At 65.5% G+C, this 22,640-nt stretch carries 25 protein-coding genes; 17 read left to right on the top strand and 8 right to left on the bottom strand.

All coding sequences use genetic code 11. The annotated features are described in order from the left end of the window. Positions 1–103 precede the first annotated feature (103 nt). Positions 104–619 carry an SRPBCC domain-containing protein gene (locus CHB97_RS05670; protein WP_089286999.1) on the bottom strand — a complete coding sequence of 172 codons (516 nt, stop codon included), beginning with the start codon at positions 617–619 and terminating at the stop codon, positions 104–106. Between the two features lie 111 nt (positions 620–730). Between CHB97_RS05670 and CHB97_RS05665 the strand changes: the two genes are divergently transcribed. The 9 genes from CHB97_RS05665 to CHB97_RS05630 all read left to right on the top strand — a co-directional run bounded on the left by CHB97_RS05665 (position 731) and on the right by CHB97_RS05630 (position 7,586). Continuing rightward, positions 731–1,615, top strand: coding sequence for a LysR family transcriptional regulator (locus CHB97_RS05665; RefSeq protein ID WP_089286998.1), 885 nt, complete (start codon positions 731–733; stop codon positions 1,613–1,615). Between the two features lie 30 nt (positions 1,616–1,645). Further along, the gene (locus CHB97_RS05660) at positions 1,646–2,071 is read left to right on the top strand and encodes a PaaI family thioesterase (protein WP_089286997.1); all 426 of its coding nucleotides are present in this window, start codon (positions 1,646–1,648) and stop codon (positions 2,069–2,071) included. A gap of 85 nt (positions 2,072–2,156) precedes the next feature. Continuing rightward, positions 2,157–3,149 carry an aldo/keto reductase gene (locus CHB97_RS05655; protein WP_089286996.1) on the top strand — a complete coding sequence of 331 codons (993 nt, stop codon included), beginning with the start codon at positions 2,157–2,159 and terminating at the stop codon, positions 3,147–3,149. Between the two features lie 64 nt (positions 3,150–3,213). Continuing rightward, on the top strand, positions 3,214–3,978 hold the full coding sequence (locus CHB97_RS05650) for an SDR family NAD(P)-dependent oxidoreductase (protein ID WP_089286995.1): 765 nt from the start codon (positions 3,214–3,216) through the stop codon (positions 3,976–3,978). After that, positions 3,975–4,466 carry a Rieske (2Fe-2S) protein gene (locus tag CHB97_RS05645; RefSeq protein ID WP_089286994.1) on the top strand — a complete coding sequence of 164 codons (492 nt, stop codon included), beginning with the start codon at positions 3,975–3,977 and terminating at the stop codon, positions 4,464–4,466. The genes CHB97_RS05650 and CHB97_RS05645 overlap by 4 nt, the downstream gene beginning before the upstream one ends. Beyond that, positions 4,460–5,335 carry an RHO alpha subunit C-terminal catalytic domain-containing protein gene (locus CHB97_RS05640; RefSeq protein WP_089286993.1) on the top strand — a complete coding sequence of 292 codons (876 nt, stop codon included), beginning with the start codon at positions 4,460–4,462 and terminating at the stop codon, positions 5,333–5,335. Before CHB97_RS05645 ends, CHB97_RS05640 begins: the two co-directional genes overlap by 7 nt. Positions 5,336–5,344: 9 nt before the next feature. Further along, on the top strand, positions 5,345–5,902 hold the full coding sequence (locus tag CHB97_RS05635; protein ID WP_089286992.1) for a GNAT family N-acetyltransferase: 558 nt from the start codon (positions 5,345–5,347) through the stop codon (positions 5,900–5,902). A 64-nt stretch (positions 5,903–5,966) separates the two neighbouring features. Next, the gene (locus tag CHB97_RS26310; RefSeq protein WP_160105597.1) at positions 5,967–6,143 is read left to right on the top strand and encodes a hypothetical protein; all 177 of its coding nucleotides are present in this window, start codon (positions 5,967–5,969) and stop codon (positions 6,141–6,143) included. Between the two features lie 192 nt (positions 6,144–6,335). Continuing rightward, on the top strand, positions 6,336–7,586 hold the full coding sequence (locus CHB97_RS05630) for an MFS transporter (RefSeq protein ID WP_089286991.1): 1,251 nt from the start codon (positions 6,336–6,338) through the stop codon (positions 7,584–7,586). Here the strand turns inward: CHB97_RS05630 and CHB97_RS05625 are convergent. Genes CHB97_RS05625 through CHB97_RS05610 form a run of 4 tightly spaced genes read right to left on the bottom strand, consistent with a single transcriptional unit; the run spans position 7,583 to position 11,647 of the window. Next, complete coding sequence (locus CHB97_RS05625) at positions 7,583–8,476, bottom strand: DUF3445 domain-containing protein (protein ID WP_143270730.1); 894 nt, start codon at positions 8,474–8,476, stop codon at positions 7,583–7,585. The two genes, CHB97_RS05630 and CHB97_RS05625, sit on opposite strands and share 4 nt — an antisense overlap. Further along, positions 8,473–9,555 (bottom strand): 3-oxoacyl-ACP synthase III family protein, encoded by a 1,083-nt coding sequence (locus tag CHB97_RS05620; RefSeq protein ID WP_089286989.1) that lies wholly within the window; start codon positions 9,553–9,555, stop codon positions 8,473–8,475. The genes CHB97_RS05625 and CHB97_RS05620 overlap by 4 nt, the downstream gene beginning before the upstream one ends. Next, positions 9,552–10,742 (bottom strand): FkbM family methyltransferase, encoded by a 1,191-nt coding sequence (locus CHB97_RS05615; protein WP_089286988.1) that lies wholly within the window; start codon positions 10,740–10,742, stop codon positions 9,552–9,554. The genes CHB97_RS05620 and CHB97_RS05615 overlap by 4 nt, the downstream gene beginning before the upstream one ends. After that, complete coding sequence (locus tag CHB97_RS05610; protein WP_143270726.1) at positions 10,739–11,647, bottom strand: hypothetical protein; 909 nt, start codon at positions 11,645–11,647, stop codon at positions 10,739–10,741. Before CHB97_RS05610 ends, CHB97_RS05615 begins: the two co-directional genes overlap by 4 nt. Positions 11,648–11,731: 84 nt before the next feature. Here CHB97_RS05610 and pseG point away from each other — a divergent pair, with 84 nt between their 5' ends. Continuing rightward, complete coding sequence (gene pseG, locus CHB97_RS05605; protein ID WP_160105595.1) at positions 11,732–12,802, top strand: UDP-2,4-diacetamido-2,4,6-trideoxy-beta-L-altropyranose hydrolase; 1,071 nt, start codon at positions 11,732–11,734, stop codon at positions 12,800–12,802. On the opposite strand, the gene CHB97_RS05600 is transcribed toward pseG, so the two are convergent. Further along, entirely contained in the window at positions 12,781–13,314 is a 534-nt protein-coding gene (locus tag CHB97_RS05600) for a GNAT family N-acetyltransferase (protein WP_089286985.1), read from the bottom strand. The two genes, pseG and CHB97_RS05600, sit on opposite strands and share 22 nt — an antisense overlap. A 33-nt stretch (positions 13,315–13,347) precedes the next feature. Then, positions 13,348–14,784, bottom strand: a complete 1,437-nt coding sequence (locus CHB97_RS05595; RefSeq protein ID WP_160105593.1) for a tetratricopeptide repeat protein — start codon at positions 14,782–14,784, stop codon at positions 13,348–13,350. Between the two features lie 127 nt (positions 14,785–14,911). Here CHB97_RS05595 and CHB97_RS05590 point away from each other — a divergent pair, with 127 nt between their 5' ends. The 3 genes from CHB97_RS05590 to CHB97_RS05580 all read left to right on the top strand — a co-directional run bounded on the left by CHB97_RS05590 (position 14,912) and on the right by CHB97_RS05580 (position 17,480). After that, positions 14,912–16,063, top strand: coding sequence for an SRPBCC family protein (locus CHB97_RS05590; protein WP_089286983.1), 1,152 nt, complete (start codon positions 14,912–14,914; stop codon positions 16,061–16,063). After that, on the top strand, positions 16,060–16,434 hold the full coding sequence (locus CHB97_RS05585; RefSeq protein ID WP_089286982.1) for a hypothetical protein: 375 nt from the start codon (positions 16,060–16,062) through the stop codon (positions 16,432–16,434). The genes CHB97_RS05590 and CHB97_RS05585 overlap by 4 nt, the downstream gene beginning before the upstream one ends. A 221-nt stretch (positions 16,435–16,655) precedes the next feature. After that, positions 16,656–17,480 (top strand): ABC transporter substrate-binding protein, encoded by an 825-nt coding sequence (locus tag CHB97_RS05580; protein WP_089286981.1) that lies wholly within the window; start codon positions 16,656–16,658, stop codon positions 17,478–17,480. Here the strand turns inward: CHB97_RS05580 and CHB97_RS05575 are convergent. Next, complete coding sequence (locus CHB97_RS05575; protein ID WP_089286980.1) at positions 17,452–17,748, bottom strand: hypothetical protein; 297 nt, start codon at positions 17,746–17,748, stop codon at positions 17,452–17,454. The genes CHB97_RS05580 and CHB97_RS05575 overlap by 29 nt on opposite strands. A gap of 154 nt (positions 17,749–17,902) precedes the next feature. On the opposite strand from CHB97_RS05575, the gene CHB97_RS05570 reads away from it, so the two are divergent. Genes CHB97_RS05570 through CHB97_RS05555 form a run of 4 tightly spaced genes read left to right on the top strand, consistent with a single transcriptional unit; the run spans position 17,903 to position 22,584 of the window. Further along, entirely contained in the window at positions 17,903–20,152 is a 2,250-nt protein-coding gene (locus CHB97_RS05570) for an ATP-binding protein (protein WP_089286979.1), read from the top strand. A gap of 1 nt (position 20,153) precedes the next feature. Further along, positions 20,154–20,606 (top strand): response regulator, encoded by a 453-nt coding sequence (locus tag CHB97_RS05565; protein WP_089286978.1) that lies wholly within the window; start codon positions 20,154–20,156, stop codon positions 20,604–20,606. Further along, positions 20,603–22,033, top strand: coding sequence for an HWE histidine kinase domain-containing protein (locus CHB97_RS05560; protein ID WP_089286977.1), 1,431 nt, complete (start codon positions 20,603–20,605; stop codon positions 22,031–22,033). Before CHB97_RS05565 ends, CHB97_RS05560 begins: the two co-directional genes overlap by 4 nt. After that, positions 22,030–22,584, top strand: coding sequence for a biliverdin-producing heme oxygenase (locus CHB97_RS05555; protein ID WP_089286976.1), 555 nt, complete (start codon positions 22,030–22,032; stop codon positions 22,582–22,584). Before CHB97_RS05560 ends, CHB97_RS05555 begins: the two co-directional genes overlap by 4 nt. Positions 22,585–22,640: the final 56 nt, after the last annotated feature.

Genomic DNA, 22,640 nt, shown 5'->3' with positions numbered 1-22,640 from the left:
AACGTGCGGCGCACAGATGGAATTATACCAACAGGCCGCAGGGGCGGCATTTGGGCCTTTGGCCCGCAACGTTGCCCGCCGCAGGCCAAAAGCCGATGACAGATCATCCCTTTGCCTTGCGGGCGGCAGCGACCAGACCATTCAGCCAATCCTGATGACCATTGATCATCGGGTTGGGGCGGGCGGCAGCCAGTTCACGGGCAGGGGCACCGTTCTGGGTTTCCTGGGTCAGAATGCGAACACGTCCCTCCGACAGGTCTTCGATCAGCCAGGCATGATGCACATCCAGCCGATCCGCCGCACCGGGTTCGCCCGCCCAGCCATGCCAGGCGATGCGCGCCGGCTGACCCGGCACTGGTGGCACACATTCCACCACCGTGGCCGGCACGGGAAATCCGAAAGTGCGAAAGAAAAAGCTGTCGCCCAGCTGCAGCTCCGGTCCCTTACCATCATGAATTTCAACATCGGCGGCATTGGAATAATAATCCGGCCATCGCGACGGAATGGCCAGGAACGGCCAGATATCCATCGTGGTCAGACCGGCCACGATCACCTCGTTGGAAACATAATTATCGGTAAAGCCGGGAACATAGCCGGCGGGCCAGATGATATCGGACATGGTAGAGGCTTCCAATGTGATGGCACCCGGTCATTCCGGGCTGCCTGATACTGGAAAATAAGCCCCTGTGTGTTATAAGAAAAATTAGCAATCAGTATCACTGATATCAGCATGACCAATATCACCGGCTTGGATTTGAATTTGCTGAAGGCGTTGGACGCGCTGATCGACACGCGGTCGGTGACACGCGCCGCGGATCGGCTAGGGCTGAGCCAGCCCGCCGTCAGCGGCATGCTGGCCAGGCTGCGCGATGTCTTTAACGACCCGCTATTCCTGCGCACCCAGCGCGGCATCCTGCCCACGCCGCGTGCGGAAGCACTGGCGGCACCTGTGAAGCGGATGCTGACCGAGATTGAAACTCTGTTGCAGCCAGCCGCGTTCGATCCGGCCACCGTGCAGGCAACGGTTCGGATCGCAGCAACCGATTATGCGCAGACGGCGGTTATCCTGCCCCTGTTACGGGTTCTGCGGGCACAAGCGCCCGGCCTGCGTATCGCCGTTCAGCCGGTGGATGCCACTGCCTTTCCAGCACAGCTTGAATCCGGTCAGCTGGATTTGGCGCTGGTGACACCGGAGATGGCCCCTGACACCCTGCGGGCCCGCCGCCTTTTTGATGAAAACTATATCTGTATCCTCAGAGAAGGGCACCCGGCGGCAGACAGCCTGGATCTGGATCGGTTCTGTACCCTGGATCACGCCATCATGTCACATGATGGCACCCGTTTTCGCGGTGCCACTGACCATGCGCTGGAGCGTCTAGACAGAAGCCGGCGGGTGATCGCAACAGTCCCCAGCTTTCTGGTGCTGATCGAACTGGTCAAGCAGTCGGACGCCATCGCACTTGTGCCGCAGCGACTGACCCGGAATGTGAGCGGAATTGTTACCCGCCCGCCGCCGCTAACGGTGCCGGGTTTTACCAAAATCGCCGTCTGGCACGAACGGCTGCAGCACGACCCGACGCATATCTGGCTGCGCCAGCGTCTGTTTGGCGGGTAAAAGGAAAAGACAAGACAGGGAGGGAACAGAATGCACGCGCCGCAGCCTGCCATCAGCCGGGAAGAATTCATCGCCCTGCTGGATGAACATATGCCACAGGTGCGGCAAGGCGGATTCGCCGTGCGCAGCCTCGGTTACGGCTGCTGCACCATGGATGTCGCCGCCGGCCCCGGCAGCAGCCGCGCCGGCGGCACCATTTCCGGCCCCACCATGTTCGCGCTGGCCGATGTGGCGCTTTATGGCGCGGTGTTAAGCCGGATCGGTGCCGTGCCGCTGGCTGTCACCAGCAACATGACAATCAATTTCCTGCGCAAGCCGCCGCTGCGCCCCCTGCTGGGGGAAGCGCGGTTGCTGAAACTGGGGCGCAAGCTGGCCTATGGCGAAGTGCTGATCCATTCCGAAGGGGACGGCGACCCGGTGGCCCATGCCACCGGCACCTATGCCATCCCCGGATAGGACCGGGCCAGGGTGGAAATTTCAGCCCCCAACGGTTACACATCATAACAAACCCCTATCGCTGGATTTCCAAGGATAAAGCCCCATGCAGAAGCGCAGCATCGGCCCGTTCCAGATTGGCGAGATCGCCCTGGGCTGCATGAACCTGAACCATGCCTATGGCCCGCCCGTCAGCGATGCGGAGGCGGAACGGGTGCTGGTGGGGGCGCTCGATCTGGGCGTGGACCATTTCGACACGGCCGCCCTTTATGGCGGCGGGTTGAATGAGGAACTGGTGGGCCGCATCCTGTCCCCGCATCGCCAGCGCTTCATGCTGGCCAGCAAATGCGGCATGACGGCGATCAACGGCAAGCGGGTGATTGATGGTCGGCCGGCCACCCTGCGCCAGACCTGTGAACAGGCGCTGCGCAGCCTGCGCACCGATGTGATCGACCTGTATTATCTACACCGCTGGGACCGCGCGGTGCCGGTGGAGGAAAGCGTCGGTGCCATGGCCGACCTGATCCGCGAAGGCAAGATCAGGGGTATCGGCCTGTCGGAAGTCTCCGCCGCCACGCTGCGCCGCGCCCATGCCGAACACCCGATCATCGCGGTGCAGACGGAATATTCGCTCTGGACCCGCAATGCGGAGGTGGCGGTACTGGATGCCTGCCGCGAACTGGGCACGGCGTTTGTCGCCTTCTCGCCCCTGGGGCGTGGCTTCCTGGCCGGCGGCGTGCCCGACCCGACGGCGCTGCGCCCGCAGGATATCCGCCGCACCATGCCGCGCTTTGTTGAGCCAAATTTCAGCGCCAATCAGGCGCTGCTGACCGATTTCGCTACCCTGGCGCGGGAGGCCGGGGCCAGCATGGCGCAATTGGCGCTGGCCTGGCTGCTGCACCAGGCCCCGCATATCATCGCCCTGCCCGGCACCACCAGCCTGGAGCATCTGACCGATGACGTCGGGGCATCGGGCCTGAACCTGTCGGCGGATGTGCTGGCCCGCGCCGGTGCCCTGTTCGCACCGGCCAATATCCACGGCCCCCGCTATAATGATGCGGCACAGGCGGATGTCGATACAGAGGAACTGCCGGCCTGAATGGACAGGCGGGGGGCTGCGGGGCTAAGTTATTGAGAGTGCATGGTTAGAAGGAAAGCCCCCAATGCCCGCCATCATCAACCCCATGGATATGAGTGGCCGTCACCTGTTGGTGACGGGGGCATCGGCGGGGATCGGGCGGGCGACGGCCATCATGCTGTCACGGCTGGGGGCGCGGTTGACCCTGAACGGGCGGGATGAGGCCCGACTGGGGGAAACGCTGGCAGCCCTGGCCGGCGACGGCCACCGGGCCGCCGCCTTCGACCTGTCAGATATTGACGCCATTCCGGCCTGGATGAAGGAACAGGCCAAGCAGGCGGGGCCGTTCAATGGCATCGCCCATTGCGCCGGCATCCAGACCCTGCGCCCCATCCGCATTTTCCAGGCGGATTTCTTTGAACAGGTGATGCGCACCAACCTGGGCGCTGCCTTGGCCCTGGCCAAGGGGTTGCGGCAGAAGGGCGTGAAGGCGGACACGGCCAGCCTTGTCTATATCTCCTCCACCGCCGCCACGGCGGCATCGCCGGCCAATGTCGTCTATGCCGCCGCCAAGGGGGGCATTATCGCCGCCACCAAGGGCCTGTCAGCGGAATTGCTGCCCGATGCCATCCGGGTGAATTGCGTCGTCCCCAGCATCGTGATGACAGAACTGATCGAACGCGGCTTTGAAAAGCTGAATGCCGAGCAGATCCAGCATCTGGAAAAGCTGCAGCCGCTGGGCTTCGGCCATCCCGACGATGTGGCCCATGCCATCAGTTTCCTGCTGTCCGATGCCGCCCGCTGGATCACCGGCACATCCATGGTGGTGGATGGGGGCCGCACGGCATGACGGATGGCTGGGTGCTGCTGGGCCGCGCCGCTGATCTGGCCGAACCGGGGCAGTGGATCACCGGCTGGCTGGGCGCGGTGCCGGTGGTGGTGCGCAACTTTGCCGGCACGCCGCGTGGCTTCCGCAATATCTGCTCCCACCGTTTTGCCCAGATGCTGACGGCACCCACCGGCAAGGGGCCGCTGCGCTGCCCCTATCACGCCTGGGTCTATGGTGCCGATGGCGTGCCCAAGGCCATCCCCTTCAACGACACGGATTTCCATTTGGGTGATGCCGACCGGCAGGCTTTGGCCCTGTCGGCGGTGGCGGTGCTGGTGACGGGCGGGCTGGTGTTCAGCCATCTCCAACCCGATGCCAACCCGGCACCGGTAAAGGGTTGGCCGGTGACGGAAGGGCCGTTCCCCCGCCGCCTGCCCGATGGGTCGCTGATCGGACCGGATGCGGCGATTCTGGAACGCCCCAGCAGCCAACGGGGCTGTGGATGCTGAATTATGACCAGCCGCCACCCCGCCGCCACCTGTTGCCCGCCCATTGGTTTTGCGCGGCGGACAGCTTCGCGCGCGAAAGCGAGGCACTGTCGATCCGCCTGCCCTGGCGCTATGCCGGGCTGGTGGGGGACGCAGTGGCCGACGGTGCGGATGTGGAATCCTGCGGTGGATTCCTATTCCACCGTCAGCGGACGGATGCGCCGCCGCTGGCCAACTGGCTGGGGCCGTTTGCGGCGCGGCTGGAATTAATGTCCCCTGCCCTGGCGGCCCCCATGGGGTCCGATGCGGTGGAATTTGCCGCAAACTGGAAGATTTTGGTGGAGAATACCCTGGATGATTTCCACGGTTCCACCGTGCATCCGCACACCATCCACCCAGCGGTGGATGCCGATTGGCGTCAGCATCTGCACACCCAACGCCATGGCCCGCACAGCCATTCCAGTTGGAAGCTATCCGCCGCAACGGCGCAATGGTGGGAAAAACTGGTGGCGCGCGGCAACCTTTCCCGTTTTGCCGCCCAGGACCGATACGACCATACTTTCATCTTCCCCGATCTCTATATCGCCAGTTTCCATGGCACCCTGGTGATGGTGCATCGGGTGGTGCCCCTGGCGGTGGACCGGACACGGCTGGAATGGCGCAGCTTCCTGCCCGTCGACAATCCAGGCGATCGCAAGGGCGATGCCTTCCGCCGATCCCTTGCCGCCCAACTGGCCCTGTCCGCCCGGCAAGTGATTGAGGAGGATCGGCCCTTGTGTGAAATGGTGCAGGCTGGCCGGGCCAGTGCCACCGGTCCCGGCATGTTGGGCTGGCGGGAACAGCGTATCGGCGATGTGCATGACGCCCTGGCCGCCCTTCTGGAAGCGTGAGGCTGTTTGATGACCCAATCCCTGTCCTTCCGCCAGCCCACGCCCGATGATGCCGCCCTGTTGCTGGGCTGGCGGCGGCTGCCGGAAATTTCCAGCCAATCCTTTTCCGATGTGCCGGACGATCTGGACCGCCAGCGCGACTGGCTGGCCCGCAGCGCGGCGCGCAGCGACTTCCACCACCGCATCATCCAGGTGGATGGGGTGGATGTCGGCTATGGCAGCATCACCATCACCCAGCCCGATTGGGGGGTGGGCACCATCGGCGTCTATATGGGCGACCGGCGCGGGCGCATCGGCATCGGTGCCCTGAACTTCGCCCCCATGCTGAACCATTGTTTCTATACGCTGGGCCTGCGCAAGCTGGTGAACCAGATTTTCGCCGATAATGAGCGGGTGCATAAGGGCCAGGCCATGCTGGGCTATCGCCATGTCGGCGTGCTGCGCGCGCACGCGGTGAAGAATGGCGAACCGCGCGATGTGCATCTGTTTGAGATGCTGGCGGATGACTGGTTCGCCATCCGGCACCGTTTCGGCCTGATGGCGGATATGGATGGGCGGGTCTGGTAAGGGGGCTGACGGGGTGCCATTATCAATGATAGCCTATACCTCGTGCTCCTGGTGAGGCGTGCCAATGTCCACGATGACCCTGCATCTGTCAGAAAGTACCAGTGGCAAATTGGACGATGAGGCCCTGATTCTGGCAAGTATCGAAGTCGGTATTGCAGATGTGGATGCTGGACGTTTTGTCAGCAATGCAGTGGTTCAGAGCTTCTTCGCACGGTTCATGGATGAAACACCGGCGAAATAATGCGCCTGAGTGTCTGTCCGGAAAATTCCTTTGAATTTAATTTCACCGTCACCCCGGCGAAGGCAGAAGCGACACTTAATGCACTGAAAAACTGGGAAAAATATCACAACGCACCATAAAACCCGCCCTTCGCCTGTGCCCAATCACGCCCCCAAGCGTTCTCCTTCTCAGGATGAATGACGGAGAAGGGTGATGCGGTCCAATCTGATGGGAACGCTGGCCACGCTGGCGGCGCTGTTGCTGGGCTTTGGCCTGCTGCAATTGGGCAATAACCTGCAGGGCACATTGCTGGCGGTGCGCGGGGGGCTGGAGGCATTCAGCCCCACCCAGGTGGGCCTGATCGGGTCCGGCTTTTCCATCGGGTTGGTGCTGGGGTCGCTGACGGCCGGCACGCTGATTCAGTCGGTCGGCCATATCCGTACCTTTGCCGCCCTGGCGGCCCTGGCCTCGGCGTCGGCGTTGCTGCATGTGATGCTGGTTCACCCCGTCGCCTGGATCGGTTTCCGCATGGTGACGGGCCTGTGTTTTGCGGGCCTGCTGATGTCGGTGGAAAGCTGGCTGAACGCATCCGCCACACCCGCCGTGCGCGGGCAGATCTTGGGCATCTATTCCATGACCGGGCTGATCGCTGCAGTGGGCGGGCAGATGCTGCTGCCGCTGGCTGATCCGGGCGGGTTCATGCTGTTCGCCTGTGTCTCCCTGATCATCTCCATCGCCCTGGTGCCGGTGGCCCTGTCGAAATCGCAGGCCCCGGCAGAGGTGGGGGCACGGACGCGGGCCAACCTGCGGCACCTTTACCGCCAATCGCCCTTCGGGCTGGTGGCAGCCTTCCTCTGCGGTATCAGCACAGGGGCCTTTTATGCGCTGGGGCCGCTTTACGCCCAGCAGGCCGGGTTTGACGATCAGGGCATCGCCCTGTTCATGGCCTGTGCCATCCTGGGGGCCTTTGCCACCACCTGGCCGCTGGGCTTTCTTTCCGACCGGATGGACCGGCGGCGGCTGGTTATCGTGGTGGCGCTGGCCTCCGCCCTGTTGCTGGCCGCCATGATGCTGTTTCTGCCGCAGGGCATGGCGCCGGGCTGGGTGTTCTTCCTGGTCTTTGCCTTTGGCGGGGTGGTGCTGCCCACCTATGGCATTGTCGTGGCCCATGTGAATGACAGCGTACATCCCACGGAATTTATTGCCGCTTCCGGCGGGCTGCTGATCGTCCAGGGTTCCGGCATGGCGCTGGGGCCGCTGCTGGGTGGGGCCATGATGGAGGCAATGGGGCGCAACGGCCTGCCCTGGCTGGTGGTGCTGGCCCAGGGGCTGGTCGCCGTCTGGGGGGCCTATCGCATCAGCCGCCGCGCCGCGCCGGTGGAAAAGGAACAGTTCGTCAATATGACGGTATCCCCGGTGGGCACCACGCTGATCGAGGCGACGCAGGAGGCCAAACCGTCCTAACTCAAAGCGCCCAGCGCCAGCGGCCCATTGCGATCCAGGCCCTTGTAACGTGCCACATCATCCGGCACTGACCGCAGGATGGCGGCAAAATGGGCTTGCTGTTCAGGCGTCAGCGCCGCCAACGCCCGCTGATGGGTGCGGATGGTGAACAGCACGGCGCCGCTGCCGGGCAGTTTCCGCAACGTCTGTTTTTCCACCCGCAGGAACAGGCGCTGACCGGCATTCTCCACCGTCACCGGCTCATCTGCCGGGGGTGGGCGGGGGCCGCCAGGCTGGAACAGGTCGGCATCATCCGACAGGCCCCAATTGGCCCGCCAGACAAGGCGACCAGGGGTCAACCTGTCAAAGAACCGGTCTACCGGCATGGCCAGCGTGGCATCATAGCCCGGCACCGGGCGATGGATGCCGGGCAGCGGCTTGCCCAGCTTGTGCGGCAACAGCCAGTGCGATGGAAAGCACACCACCCCACCGGTCAGCCGCCAGCCCCCGGCGGATGGCGTCAGCAGACAGAGATCATCGGGCAGCAGATAGCCCAGCAGATGCAGCGGATGGTCAAAATCCGCCGGCTGCATCACGGCCCCGCCGATGGCGGAAAACAAGCCCGCCCCCTGGCGCTGGAACCATGACGAATGCTGGGTCGCCAGATGCTGGAACAGCAGTTCCAGCATCTCCTCTGCGGCTGCCTTCGCCTCTGGCATCAGGGCCAGCACATCCCATTTGCGTTGTCGCAACAGGTCGGCCCGGCGGGCCAGTTGCCCCGGCCAGCCGGCATCCGGCGACAGCCAGTCCGCCGGCGCCAGCGTGCGCAAGCCCATCGCCATGCGATAGGCAGGGCCGTCGAACGGCCAGGGGAAGGGTTCGGCGGGCAGTTGCACGGGGGCAGCCCTCACCCCACCTCCATCACCGGATAATCGGCGGGCAGTTCGGCCAGGGTGGGGGCCGGGATGGGGCCGATATCGGCCAGCACTGTGCCCCAGGACCAGCCCACCCCGAACCCCGCCAGCAGCAGCTTTTTCCGCCCCGCCGCCAGTTCCCCGCCCAGCCGGGAACAGATGGCCAGCGGGATGGAGGCGCTGCTGGTATTGCCGAACTTCTCCATATCAATGATGTATTTGTCTGCCGCACAGCCAATCTTCTTGCGGATATGCTCCAGCATCATCTTGTTGGCCTGATGCGGCACCAGGAAATCCAGATCATCGGTGGTGATGCCGCCATCGGCCAATGCCTCTTTCAGCAAACCGGGCACGGCGCGCAGGGTGAAGGCAAACACCTCCGCCCCGTTCAATTGCAGGCGGGCATCGCGGTAAAGCCGCTGCATCTCCGCCTCTGACTTGGGCGGGTCGCTAGGGATCAGGCAATCGCGCTTGCCGCCGGCCTTGACGAAAATATGCTTGGCCCCCGCCCCATCGGTGCCCAGCGCCACGCGGATCGGGGGGGCGTCCTCCGCCAGTTCCAGCGCCGTGGCCGACCCGGCATCGCCGAACAGCGGCAGGGTGGCCTTATCCTCCGGGTGCAGGTAACGGGTGGAATTGTCGCCGCACAGCACCAGCGCCCGCTTCACCTGCCCGCCCAGCAGCCGCCCGGCCATCCACAGCCCATAGACATAGCCGGAACAGCCCAGCGTCACGTCAAAACAGGCGGCCCCTGACGACAGGCCCAGATGGCGCTGCAGCACCGCCGCGGTGACCGGCAGCACATAATCCGCATCCTGGCTGACAAAGATCAGCACATCCACGCTGGCGGGATCCCAGCCCAGTTGGGCCAGCAGCCCCTCTGCCGCCGCACGGCACATGTCCGACGCGCACCAGGGCCGGGGCAGCACGCGCCTTTCATAGACGCCGATGCTGGCGTGCAGCTTGCGCGCCTCCTCCGCCGTGAAAATGCCGGGCTCCTCGACATAGGAATGGCGTTCACGCGGTACCACGGTGCGGATGCCGGCGATGCGCACCCCATTGATGACCGATTTCATCGCCCGTCCCCCTTCCCGCTACCACCTTCCCAGGTGGCATAGATCACACTGTCGAACCAGGCCGCGCCATGGTGGCGCAGGCGGAAATGATAGCCCGGCTGGATATCATCCACCAACGCCGGCAGATCGGCCAGATCGCCGGCACGGTGATAGGCGGACAGGGCCAGTTTCGGGCGATGGCGGCGGATCGTCGCCGCCGCCCCCTGCAAGGCCGCCGCCTCCGCCCCTTCCACATCCAGCTTGATCAGGCTGACAGGGCCGATATCCAGATCATCCAGCGCCCGCACCGGCACCAGCATGTCACCATCGTCGGCCAGCGCGCTGCCGGACTGGCCGGCCCCGTTAAAGCGCAGTTCCCCGCTCTGCCGCCACAGGCCGAGCCGATGCAATATCACATCGGCCCGCCCGCCCCAGGCCGCCGCCAGCTTGTCGGCATTGGCGGGATCGGGTTCAAACGCATGGACGGAACGCCAGCGCCCGCCGGTATGGCGGGCCAGATCGGCGATACTGTCGCCCGTATGGGCACCCCCATCCACCATCACCTCATCCGGACCCACATCCAACGCATCGCTGCCAAAATATATCCCGCCCGGATCGCGCAAGCCTGCCAGCCAGCGATCATCCCAGGACAGGCGATAGAGCGCCAGCCCGGCCAGGGCGGCCCGGCTGGCCGCATCCTGGAACCAGCCCTTGACGGCGATGCGTTCCAGGGCTGTCACCAGCCGATCCGGATCGGCATGGTCGATCAGGGCCGCATCGCCGGCAATATGGTGCAGGTCCAGCCGCCGCATGGCCTGGAACAGGCCCAGCACCGGCAGCCCCAACCCGTCGGCCAGCCGGGTGAAATGCGCCATGCCCCCTTCCCCGGCGGCACAGGTGACGGCGATCAGCCCCGGTGTCGCAGCAGCCACCGCCGCCAGGGCGGCATCACCGGCCATGACATGGCCGCCCATGGTCTGGCCGATGCGGGCATTATCCACCAGCAGCCGCACATCCAGCCGCGCCAGGGCCGCCGCCACAAACGGTTGGGCCAGCACCGATCCAGCCCCCAACAGGGCCACCGGGCGACCCGTCAGGTCCAGGGCAGCGGCCGCCGACTCCTCCAGCACCCGCCAATCACGGCCGGCACGATAGGCGGCCAGCCGGCGGGACAGTTCAGCCTCCAGGGCAGCAGCATTGGCCTTCATCGCATCACCGCCCGGTTGATATAGGGGTCCAACCCCGGTTGGCGGGGCAATATCGGCTGTTGCGGGGTGAAGGGGGTGCGCCAGATGCCATATTGCGCCGTCACCATCAGCCGGGATTGCGCGCGCGGCAGCAAGCCGCGATGCACGCCGAACGTATCGGCCAGGAACACCATCCCCGCCGCCCCGGTGAAGCGGCGCAAGGGCAGGTCCGCCATGGTTTGGGCGACCTTTTCATCGTCCATCCGGTTGATCTCCACCAGCCGTTCATCGCGGTGGGAGGCTTCGACAAACTCAAACGGCCCATCCTCCGGCCCGGTATCGGTCAGATATATGAACAGCTTGATGGCGCGGATATTGTCCCAGTCGCGGTGGAACCATTGCGTGCCCTTCGCCGCATCCCGCCCGGCAAAGGACCACCAGCCGCCGATATTATCGATGGTGGGCTTGCAGCCCAGATAAAGCTCTGCAACCCGCAAAACCAGCGGATGATTGAAAATTCCCAACAGGCCCGGCACGGCCAGCAACTGGTCGACCCGGTAATAACCCATATTGGTTTCCGGGCTGGGCACCGCGTCGGGCGGGAAATCCCCCAGATGCGGGCGATAGGGATCGTGGCAGGGTTGGGCCTGCAGGGCCTGGCGCATCAACGCCGCCTGTTCGGGGCTGACCAGCCCCAGCGGCTCCGTCCAGCCGCGATCTTCCAACTGCCCCAGCAGGGCCAGGGCGCGCGGATCATCCGGGGCTTGCGGGCTGCGCGGGCAGGCCAGGGCCGCCAGCCGGGCCAGCCAGTAGCGCCGCGCCGGACCGCCGGACAAGGGCAGCAGGTCATAGGGCAGGTTGCGCCAATCCGCCAGCGCGCGGCGGGCGATCTGGTCCAGGGTGCGGTTGCGGATCGTGAAGGCCATGACCGGCACAGGATGCACCCGCGCCCACCCCCGATGCAAAGCCTTTCCAAGGGCTTGGGCGCTGGCCATACTGGGCCCATGTCCATGACCGCCACCCCGAGGCCCCCACCCCTGGTGCTGATCCGCGCCGATGCCGCAGTCGACATCGGCACCGGCCATGTCATGCGCTGTCTGGCGCTGGCCGAAGCCTTGCGGGAGCTGGGGGCCGATGCGGCCTTTTGCGGCAGCCGCATCACCCCATCCCTGCGCGACCGGCTGGCGGCGGAGGGGATCGCCCATCACCTGATCGACCCCGCCCATGACGCGGCCGACATGCTGGCGCTGTATCAGCGCATCGGGGCCAAGGCCCTGGTGGTGGATAGCTACTGGCTGGATGCGGATTGGCGGGCGGCAATGCGGCAGGCCGGCGGGCCGGTGCTGGCGCTGGATGATCTGGCCGACCGGCCCCTGTTCGCCGATCTGGTCTGGAATCCATCGCCACAGGCGCACACCCTGCCCTATGACAGGCTGGCACCGGGGGCGAAGCTGCTGCTGGGGGATGCGCATGTATTGATCCGGCGGGAAATCCGCGACCGGATCAGCGCCCCCCGGCCGGCCTTGGCGGAACGCGCCCGAATCCTGGTCACCTTTGGCGGGTCTGATCCGGCGGGGCTGACCGTACCGGTGATCAAGCGGCTGGCCCCGCTGCTGCCCGACGGTGTGGGGCTGGATGTGGTGGTGGGGGGCAGCAACCCGGCGCTGGCCTGTTGCCGGGCCGCCGCCGCGCGCTTTCCCGCCGTGGCCTTGCATGTGGATACGCGGGAGATGGGGCGGCTGATCGCCGGCTGTGGGCTGGCGATTACCGCCGGGGGCGGCACGGTGGCGGAAATGGCCGCCCTGGCCACGCCCTGCCTGCTGGTCGCCGTGGTGGATAATCAGGCCGCCGCCGCCGCCGATGCCCGCGCGCGCGGCTGGGCCGCCGTGCTGGACGCGCGGGGGATGGACAAGGCCGATGCCGCCGGGGCCGTGACGGAAAGCAGCTTGCGGCTCTGGGCTGATCTGCCAGCGCGGGCGGACCTGTCCCGCCGCATCGCTGGCATCGACGGCCAGGGTGCCCCCCGCGTGGCGCGCGCCCTGCTGGACCGGATCGCCGCCTACAAGGCCCGCAACATATAGGCCGCACCAGGACCATAGGAAGCCAGCTTGGCCCGCAGCGCCGGCACATCGGTTTCTACAAAGCCAAAGCGCGCCCAATAGGGGGCCAGCCCATCCAGCGCCGTCAGTGCCAGTTGGCCAATCCCCTCCGCCTTTGCCACGGCGATCAGCCGGTCCAGCAGCCTTTCCCCCAACCCAAGGCCGCGCGCGGCGGGGTCAGTGGCGACATCGTGGATATAGAGCACATCGCGCGCCAGGGGGCCGGTCAGCACCACATCCAGCGGCACACTGGCATTCAGCGCCAGCGGATGGGAAACGGCATAGCCCAGCAAGCGCCCATCCTCCCGCTCCGCCAGCCAAAGCCCCTGGGGGAACAGGGTGAAACGGCTGTGAAACACATCCGGATGTTCCTGATGGTCCTGATGGATCTGGTTGCCGAGTTGCACCACCCTGTCCACATCGCCAGGATCGGCGGCAGGCCGCAGGGTGATGGTCTGCTGCTGCGGGGTGGTGAAGGTTACGGGCGTCATCATGGGCAAAGCGCTATCGTCTCAGGGTGGTAACGGCTATCGGCTGGCCTGTGCCCGCAACCGGGCAGCCAGCAGGGAGACGGGATAGGACCAGTCCCCCGGCACACGCTGGCGGAACTGGCGCAGGCCGGGATACCAGCCGCAATCCGGCCGATCCTTCAGCCAGCGCCAGCAGCCATCAAAACGGTTCAGCAACCAGACCGGCCGGCCCAGCCCGCCGGCCAGATGGGCGACGGCCGTATCGACACTGATCACCAAATCCAGATTGGCCACCAGCGCCGCCGTGGCGGCGAAATCCGGCAGGTCGGCCTGAACCATCCCACCCGGCCAGTCCGCCGCCTGGGCCGCCGCCGGCCCCTGTTGCAGGCAGACAAAGCGCACACCCGGCACCGCCGCCAGTGGATGCAGCGCCGCCAAGGGCAGCGACCGGCGCGCATCCACCGGGTTGGCCGGCTGGCCCGCCCAGCACAGGCCGACCCGAAGGCCCGGCCCTTCCAGCCGGTCGGCCCAGGCCGCCTGTTCCGCCGGGTCGGCCGACAGCCAGATGGCGGGGCCCGGCACCTTGTCCGCCTCCACCCCCAGCGGGCCGCACAGGCTCATCATCGCGCATTGCAGATCATAGGCGGGCAATGGGGCCCCGCGCGGCACCGCCTTGGCCACACCGGGCACACGCACCATCAGCCTTACCAGTTCCGGCTGGCATTCCACCACCAGCCGCGCGCCCCAGGCCGCCACCGCCGGCAGCAACCGGGCCAGTTGCAGCACATCGCCGCGCCCCTGTTCGGCATGGACCAGCAGGGTGCGCCCTGCCAGCGGCTGGCCGGTCCAGGCGGGGCCGGCATGGCTGGCCAGGGCGTAATCCGGGTGGTGGCGGCGCGCCTCCACCAACGGCCAGGCCTCCCGCCAGCGGCCGGCGGTCAACAGGGCGACGGCCAGATTCCAGCGCGCCGTGGCATCGCCCGGCGCCAATTGCACCGCCCGCTGCAGGTCGTTGATCGCCGTGGACAGGTCTCCCAGATCCTTGGCCACCGTGCCCAGGCTGACCAGCAGGGCCGGATCGTCGGGCCGCATGGCCCGCGATTGTTCCAGAAAGGCGCGGGCCTGGGCGAAACGGCCCTGACCATGCAGGGCCGCCCCCAATGTCGCCGCCGCGCCCGGATGAGCGGGATGTTTTTCCAGCACTTGCCGCAACAACTGTTCGGCCTCCGCCAGCCGGCCCAGCTTCACCAGGGCACCCGCCAGATTGGCGCTATGGTTGGGCTGATCCGGGGCCAGCCGCAGGGCCTGGGCGAAGCGGTCGGCCGCCAGCCGATACCGGCCCAACCCCGCCGCCACCACCCCGCCCAGCCCCCAGAGGGGGGCCGGCGCCCCCTCCCCCAGCAAGCCGGCCAGGGCCGCTTCGGCCTGATCGGGCCGGCCGGCATCAAGATGGTCCAGAACAGATTGGATATTGGCGGGGGGTGCGGCGTTCATGGGCGGCAGAGTGCGCAAACGCAGCCCCCCGATGCAAGGGTTGCTTGCACCCCACATCCGGGCAGGATATCCCGGCAGGACAGGCTCGGCAGCCGCCGCCGGGCCGCCTTTCGGGGGCCGCCCGCGCATGATCGCCAAACCCGCCCTGCTCCACCCCGCCGATTACCTGGACCCGGGCCTTTATGCCGCCGAACAGGCCGGCATCTTTACCCACCAGTGGCAGTTTGTCGGCTTTGCCGAGGAACTGGCGGAACCGGGCCGTTTCCTGACCCGGCAGATCGCTGGTGAGCCGGTGCTGGTGATCAATATGGATGGCGATTTACGCGCCTTCCGCAATGTCTGCACCCATCGATTCGCCCGGCTGAAGGCGGCAGAGGCCGGGCAGGATAGCGGATTGCGCTGCCCCTATCACGGCTGGGCCTATGATCGGGAGGGCGTTCCGCTGGGCATTCCCGGCAACGCGGATTGTTTCGGCCTGGACCGCGCGGCCAAGCAGGGGCTGGCCCTGAAACGTTTCGCGCTGGACCGGATCGGCCGTTTCATCTTCGTCCGCATCGCCGCCGAGGGGCCATCGCTGGCCGATGCGATGGCCCCGCACGGGGAATTGCTGCAACGCCTGTCCGACGGGTTCGGCCCCGCCTTCAGCCAGGTGGCCCAGCCCTGGGCAGCCGACTGGAAGATCGGCATCGAAAATGTGCTGGAGGTCTATCACGTCGATGCCGTTCACCCGGAAAGCTTCCGCAGCGTGGTGGATGGCACCTGGCGGGTGGCATATCAGGGCCCGCACTCCATCGGCCATGCCGGGATGCGGGCAGAGGCGCTGCGCTGGTGGGAGGGGGTGGGCAAGCGGCTGGGGCTGCTGGCCGTGCCAGGGCTGGACCATTATGTCCATCTGCACCTGTTCCCCAATCTGGCCATCGGCATCACTGCCGGCCGCCTGATCTCCGTCCAGACTTATGAGCCGACCGGCCCCGGCCGTTTCACGCTGCGCTACCGCCTCTGTCTGGCCCTGGGCGGCAAGCAAGGGGCCGCCCGCGCGGCGGTGGAAAGCCACCTGACCGCGCTGAACGAAACCCTGCTGGGGGAAGATCGCGCCATCGCGGCGGAGGTGCAGATCGGCACCGCCAGTGCCGACCGCCCGGCCCTGCTGGGCGCCAATGAGGATCGGTTGATGCAGTTCCACCAGACCCTGCTGGCGCTGAAAAATACGCACAGACTTGCATCCGGCACGCCGCCATCGCACCCTGCGGATGAAGAGCGGCAGGAGAACCGGATATGAAGGAAATGCGCACCCTGGGTTTTACCGAGCGGGAATCCATCCAGGCCATCATCGACCTGATGCGCAAGCAGCGGTTGCCCATTCCGGTCGGCCAAGTGGTGGCGCTGGAACTGATTGAGGAGCCGGTCTCCGCCACCCTGATCATTGAGGATAATGACGGCAAGCGCACCCCCATCCAACGCTCTGCCGCCGAACTGGCGGCATCGCTGGTGAATTTCTGCATCGAACGCAAGGTGCGGCTGCCCAGCACGGGCGACAAGTTTGTGGAGGTGATTGCCGGCAGCCTTAATCTGGTGATCTTCATGGCGGAGGTGCCGGGCGGGCGAGGCAAGATGGTCCGTCGCAAAAGCAACCCCACCGTCTCCCTGTAAAACCACCAAGGCGTTTTTTTCACCGATCCAGCAGAAAAATAGTCATGAGTAACAATTAACAAAGATCAATCTTTGCCCTGCGCCCTTCGGTCGGGAATTGCATTTTCGCATCTGCACATTTACGCAGAGTTGTTTAAAATTTATTATAAATTCTGTATTTGACCCCACATTCTTCCATCCGTTAGGCTGAATTCTCTTTCAGGAAATGGGGTTGCCAAGGAATGCGAGGGTGGATCGGCGCCATGTTGCTGGGCATGGCGGTGGTATGCGGATCGCCCGCCTGTGCCCGCCAGGGCAATCTGATCATGGCCTATGGTGATTTCAATGAACCGCCCTATGCCTGGGTGAAAGACGGCGGTCTCGCCGGCGGTTTCCTGCATGAACTGGGGCTGGCGCTGGCAGAGATACTGGACCGCGATCCCCAGTTCCGACACCTGCCCCGCAACCGGTTGGGCCCGGAACTGGTAAGCGGTAATATCGATCTCTATTGCCTGGCCAGCGCCGGCCAGGAGCCCGGCTTTGCTGAGAGCACGTTTAGCAGCCCGCTATTCATTGAACAGGACATCATTGTCCTCTCCCGTCATTTCGACGGCCCCCCGACATTGGCCGGGCTGGCGGGAAAGCGGGTCGGCTCCGTCTTGGGCGCTGTCTATCCGCCGATGCTGGAAAGCCTGTTCAACAGCAGCAGCCTGATCCGGGAAGATGCCCGCAGCGACACGGCCAATCTCCGCAAACTGGCCGGTGGCCGGCTTGATGCCGTGGTTCTGTCGGCCACGGCCTGGCGGCAGGCAACGCAGGCAAATCCGGCCCTGGCCGAAACGGCACAAACAGAGACGCTGGGCCTTCCGCCCGTGTCCCGCGCCTGTCTCGTTTCCCCTGCCGGTACTGTCACGGTGGCAGCGGTGAACAGCGCCCTTCAGACCTTGCGGGACAATGGTACCCTGGCCGCCATGGTGCAGCGGCTGGGCCCGGATGCCACAGCCGCACAAGCCGATCAGGCCGCCGAAGGGCCGGGGATCAATCCAGCAAACCGCCAATATCGGTGATCAGCCGGCGGCGGCGGCCCGCCACTTCCGGCACGACAGAAGGCGTTGCCGGCAGGGCGGCGGCGGCGGGTTCCGGCAGGGGTGGGGCGGCGATGGCCGGCGGCTGCACCACAATCGGTGCCGGCACGGCCGGCCCCTCGGCCAACAGTTCCCCCACCAGCATACGCACCTGATCCCGCTTGTCCGCCGGTACCCAGAATTCCAGACGCACAAGCCCGGCCGCCTTGCGGCGTGCCCTTGCCCTGACCTGCCTGATCGCGTCAGTCATCTGTCCCTATGCTCCCTCTGAAACCGCCCTCTCCAGATGAATACGACTTTATGGGTAAAGCGGAAACCCCAAGCGATAGGCAGGGCGTCTGATCGCAGGATTGATTCCAACTCTGTATAGGATTTCAGGAGGCCCCGAGCATAGAAGGCAAGGCATGACCGAAAGCGCCGCTCCCCCGGATTTTTCCATCTGTGACCGGGAGCCGATCCATATACCGGGCGCGATCCAGCCTTTCGGTTTTCTACTGGCCCTGGATCCGGAGACGCTTGTCATCCGCTATGCCAGCGCCAATGCCGGCACCTATCTGGGGTTGGATTGCGAATCACCCCTGGGTTTGCGGCTGGATAAGGCCATGCCAGACCTGCCCGATCCGGCGCTGGCCGCCATCCGCATGGCGGAACCGGGGCCGCCGCATCATCTCTGCACCCTGGCACCACGCCAGGGCGGCAGCAGCCCTTTGCATGTGCTGGCCCATCGCGGCGACGATCTGGTAATCTTGGAGATGGAGGAGGAGGCCGGCAGCGGCGCTTCTTCCTTCCAGGATGTCTATCCGCTGGTCCGCGCCTTTGTGGAGACCGTGCACGAGGCGGAAACCGAACAGGCCCTGTGTGCGCTGGCAGCAAGGGAAATGCGCCGCATCACTGGTGTCGACCGGGTGCTGATCTACCGTTTTGATGCGCAATGGCACGGCCAGGTAATTGCCGAGGATGGCAATGGCACCCTGCCCTCCTATCTGGGCCTGCGGTTTCCCGCCTCCGACATTCCGGCCCAGGCCCGCGCGCTTTATCAGCGCAACCGGCTGCGCATGATCCCCAATGTCGATTATCCGCCGGTGGCGCTGCTGGGGCTGGCGCCGGATGGCAGCAACGCAGGCCCGGCTCACCTGGACCTTTCCATGTCGGCCCTGCGCAGTGTCTCGCCCGTGCATCTGGAATATATGCGCAATATGGGCACGCTGGCCTCCATGTCGGTCTCCATCCTCTGCGATGGGCGGCTTTGGGGGCTGATTTCCTGCCATCATTCCGCACCTTTTCGTATTCCCTTCCATGTCCGCACCGCCTGCGACCATCTGGGCCAGATCCTGTCCCTGCAGGTGGCGGCACGGGGCCGGGTGGCACAGTCGGAACGCCGGAATGAACTGCGCGCCCTGCAGGTGGTACTGCTGGCGCGCATGGCGGAATCCGAAAACTTCCTGGATGCGCTGACCCGCAGCGAGAACGATCTGCGCCGGCTGGTGGATGCGACCGGGGTGGCCATCCTGTTTGGCGACCATATCATCCGCCTGGGGGACACCCCCGCCGAGGAACAGGTGGAGGCGCTGGCCGCCTGGCTGGTGGAACGGGGGGAGCGGGAGGTTTTCGCCACCGACAATCTGCCCGGCCTCTGGCCCCCAGCCGCCGCCCTCAAGCATCAGGCCGCTGGGATGCTGGCCATCGGCATCTCACAAATCCATCCGGCCTATGTGATCTGGTTCCGGCCAGAGGTGATCCAGACCGTGGAATGGGGTGGCAATCCCGGCGAAAAGCATGTGTCTGTCGAGGATGGCCGCCTGCACCCGCGCCGGTCATTCGAGATCTGGCGTGAAACGGTGAGCGATACGTCCGCCGCCTGGGACGAGGCGGCTCTGGCGGCGGCAGCGGAGCTGCGCTCCGCCATTGTCGGGGTAGTGCTGCGCAAGGCGGAGGAACTGGCCGCCCTGACGGCGGAGCTGAAGCGCTCCAACAAGGAGCTGGAAGCTTTCTCCTATTCCGTTTCCCATGATCTGCGGGCACCCTTCCGCCATATTGTCGGTTTTGCCGAATTGCTGCGGGAACGGGAGGGCGACCGGTTCAGCCCGCGCGGCCGTCACTATATTGACAGCATCATTGAAGCCGCCTTTGCCGCCGGCACGCTGGTGGATAACCTGCTCTCCTTCTCCCAGATGGGCCGCGCCACGCTGAACCTGCGGCGCACCGACATGAATGAGGTGCTGCGCGAAGCCCGCCACCGGCTGATCACCGATCAGCAGGGCCGCGATATCCGCTGGCAGGTGGATGATCTGGGTGTGGTGCGGGCCGACCCGATGATGGTGCGGCTGGTCATGCAAAACCTGCTGGACAATGCGCTGAAATTCACCAGGGAGCGAAATCCCGCCGAAATCGTTATCACTGCGCGACCCGGCCCGGATGAAGTGACGTTCGCGGTCCGTGACAATGGTGTGGGCTTCGACATGGCCTATGTCGACAAGCTGTTTGGTGTCTTCCAGCGCCTGCATCATGTGGAGGAGTTCGAAGGCACCGGCATCGGGCTGGCCAATGTGCGCCGCATTGTCGAACGGCATGGCGGACGTAGCTGGGCGGAGGGCAAGGAGGGTGAAGGGGCTGCCTTCTTCTTCACCTTGCCCGTCTGGAAAGGAGCGGATTGAAATGGCGGAATTGAAACCGATCCTGCTGGTGGAAGACAGTCCCAAGGATATCGAACTGACCTTGGCAGCACTGGAACGCTGTGGCCTGGCCAATGATGTGGTGGTCATGCGCGACGGGGCGGAGGCTTTGGATTACCTGCTGCGCCGGGGCCGTTATGCCGCCCGCAACAGCACCGACCCTGCGGTGGTGCTGCTGGACCTGAAATTGCCCAAGGTGGATGGGCTGCAGGTGCTGGAGGTGCTGAAAGGCACTGCCGAACTGCGCACCATGCCGGTGGTGATGCTGACCTCCTCGCGGGAGGAACGCGACCTGTTGGCCTCCTACCGGCTGGGCGTCAATGCCTTCGTCGTCAAGCCCGTGGATTTCCAGGCATTCTTTGCCGCCATCCGCGATCTTGGCATGTTCTGGGCCGTGCTGAACGAGCCGCCCCCGCGTGAGGCCGCCCGCCTATGAGCCTGTCCCATCCGGCATTGCGGCCCGGTGCGGCCGAAACCGTGCACATCCTGCATGTGGAGGATAGCCCCGCCGATGCGGAACTGGTGCGCGAACGCATCACCGAAACCGGCCTGACGGTAGAGATCAAGCGGGTGATGACCCGTGCCGCCTTCATCCAGGCCCTGGATGAAGGCGGTGTTGATCTCATCCTGTCCGATTATGCCCTGCCCAGCTTTGATGGGAACGCCGCCCTGGCCCTGGCCCGGCAGTCGGTGCCCGATGTGCCCTTCATCTTCGTTTCCGGCGTGCTAGGGGAAGAGGTGGCGGTGGAATCGCTGCAAAGCGGTGCGGTGGATTTCGTCGGCAAACAGCGGCTGCAGCGGCTGCCCGCCGCCGTGCTGCGGGCGCTGACAGAGGCGCGCCGCCGCCAGCAGCACCGGGAGACCGAGGAGGCGCTGAAGGCCAGTGAAGCGCGACTGCGCTTCGTGCTGACGGCCAGCAACCTGGGCAGTTGGGAACTGGATGTCGAAAGCAGCCGGGTGGTGATTTCCGATGTCTGCGCCCGGCATCTGGGTTTGGGCAACGCGGGACAGGCGCCGGCGACGGTCAGCAGGGCCGCCGTGCGCGCCACCATCCATCCCGATGACCTGCCGCATGTGGTGCAGAGTGTCGCCACCGCGCTGGAAAATGGCACCGAACTGGCCGTGGAATGCCGCATACCGCGCCCGGATGGCAGCCTCTGCTGGCTGCAACTGCGCGGGCGCGGCACCTATGATGCGCTGGGCCGGCCCCTGCGGATGGCCGGCATCACCCTGGACACCACCGAACGACGCGCGGCGGAGGAACGCCAGGCCCTGCTGATGCAGGAGGTGGATCACCGCGCCAAAAACATGCTGGCGGTGGTGCTGGCCATGGTGCGGCTGACGCCAATGACATCGCGCGACAGTTTCGTGCAAACCATCGAAGGCCGCATCGCCGCCCTGGCCCGCGCCCATACGCTGCTGGCCCGGTCACGTTGGGAAGGGGCGGAACTGGGGCAGTTGGTGCGGGAGGAAATGGCCCCCTATGCCAGCCATGTCAGCATCCAGGGGCCCCAATTGCTGCTGGTCCCGGAGGCGGCCCAGGCCTTCGCCATGGTGCTGCATGAACTGGCCACCAATGCCGCCAAGCATGGGGCGCTGTCACTGCCCGAGGGTCGGCTCTCCATCGACTGGGGCTTTACCGATCAGGGGCGACAATTGACCCTGGAGTGGCGGGAAAGCGATGGGCCGCCGGTGACGCCGCCGGAACGCCGGGGCTTTGGCACATTGGTTATCCGCCAGAACATGGAACATCAATTGGCCGGCAAGGCGGAAATCGACTGGCAACCCGACGGGTTGCAGGTGCGGATGCGCGTGCCAACCGCCGCCGTGGTACGGCGGCGGGGGCCGGGTGATGGGGCATGAGCCGACTGCTGGAACGGCTGCGGGTGGAGACAAGGCCGCAGCATGAAGCGCTGGAAAGGACACTGAACCTGCTCTCCCCCACCCTGGAGATGGCGCGCTATCACGCCATTCTGCGGCAGTTTCACCGTTTCTGGTGCGGCTGGCAGCCGCTGGCCCACGGGCTGTTGTCGGACGAGCGCGACCTGCTGACCGGACGTGACCGGACACCCTTGTTGAGCGACGATCTGGCCCATTTTGGCCTGGCCCCCTTGCCAGCGGACGGCCCCCTGCCGCCGCTGGCGGATGCCGACGCGGCCATGGGATCGCTTTATGTGCTGGAAGGGTCCACCCTGGGTGGGCAGGTGATCGCCCGGCATCTGGAAACGCGGCTGGGCCTGCGCGATGGCGCCGGCTATGCCTATTTCCAGGGTTATGGGCGGCAGAACGGGCCGATGTGGGCAGCGATGCGGGAACGGCTGGCCCGACATCCAGCGGAAGGGCCGGCGGCCGACCGGTTGGTAACGGGTGCCAAACAAACCTTTGCCATTCTTGAACAAAGGCTTGTGATCTGATCCTCACAAGTATCATCAATAAAAAAAGGGCGGCCCCGCGGGACCGCCCTTTTCAT

Origin of the sequence: Azospirillum sp. RU38E, from assembly GCF_900188385.1 — a bacterium.
GTDB lineage: Bacteria > Pseudomonadota > Alphaproteobacteria > Azospirillales > Azospirillaceae > Niveispirillum.
The sequence above is the reverse complement of the archived record's forward strand: the minus strand, read 5'-3'. Positions and strand labels throughout refer to the sequence as shown.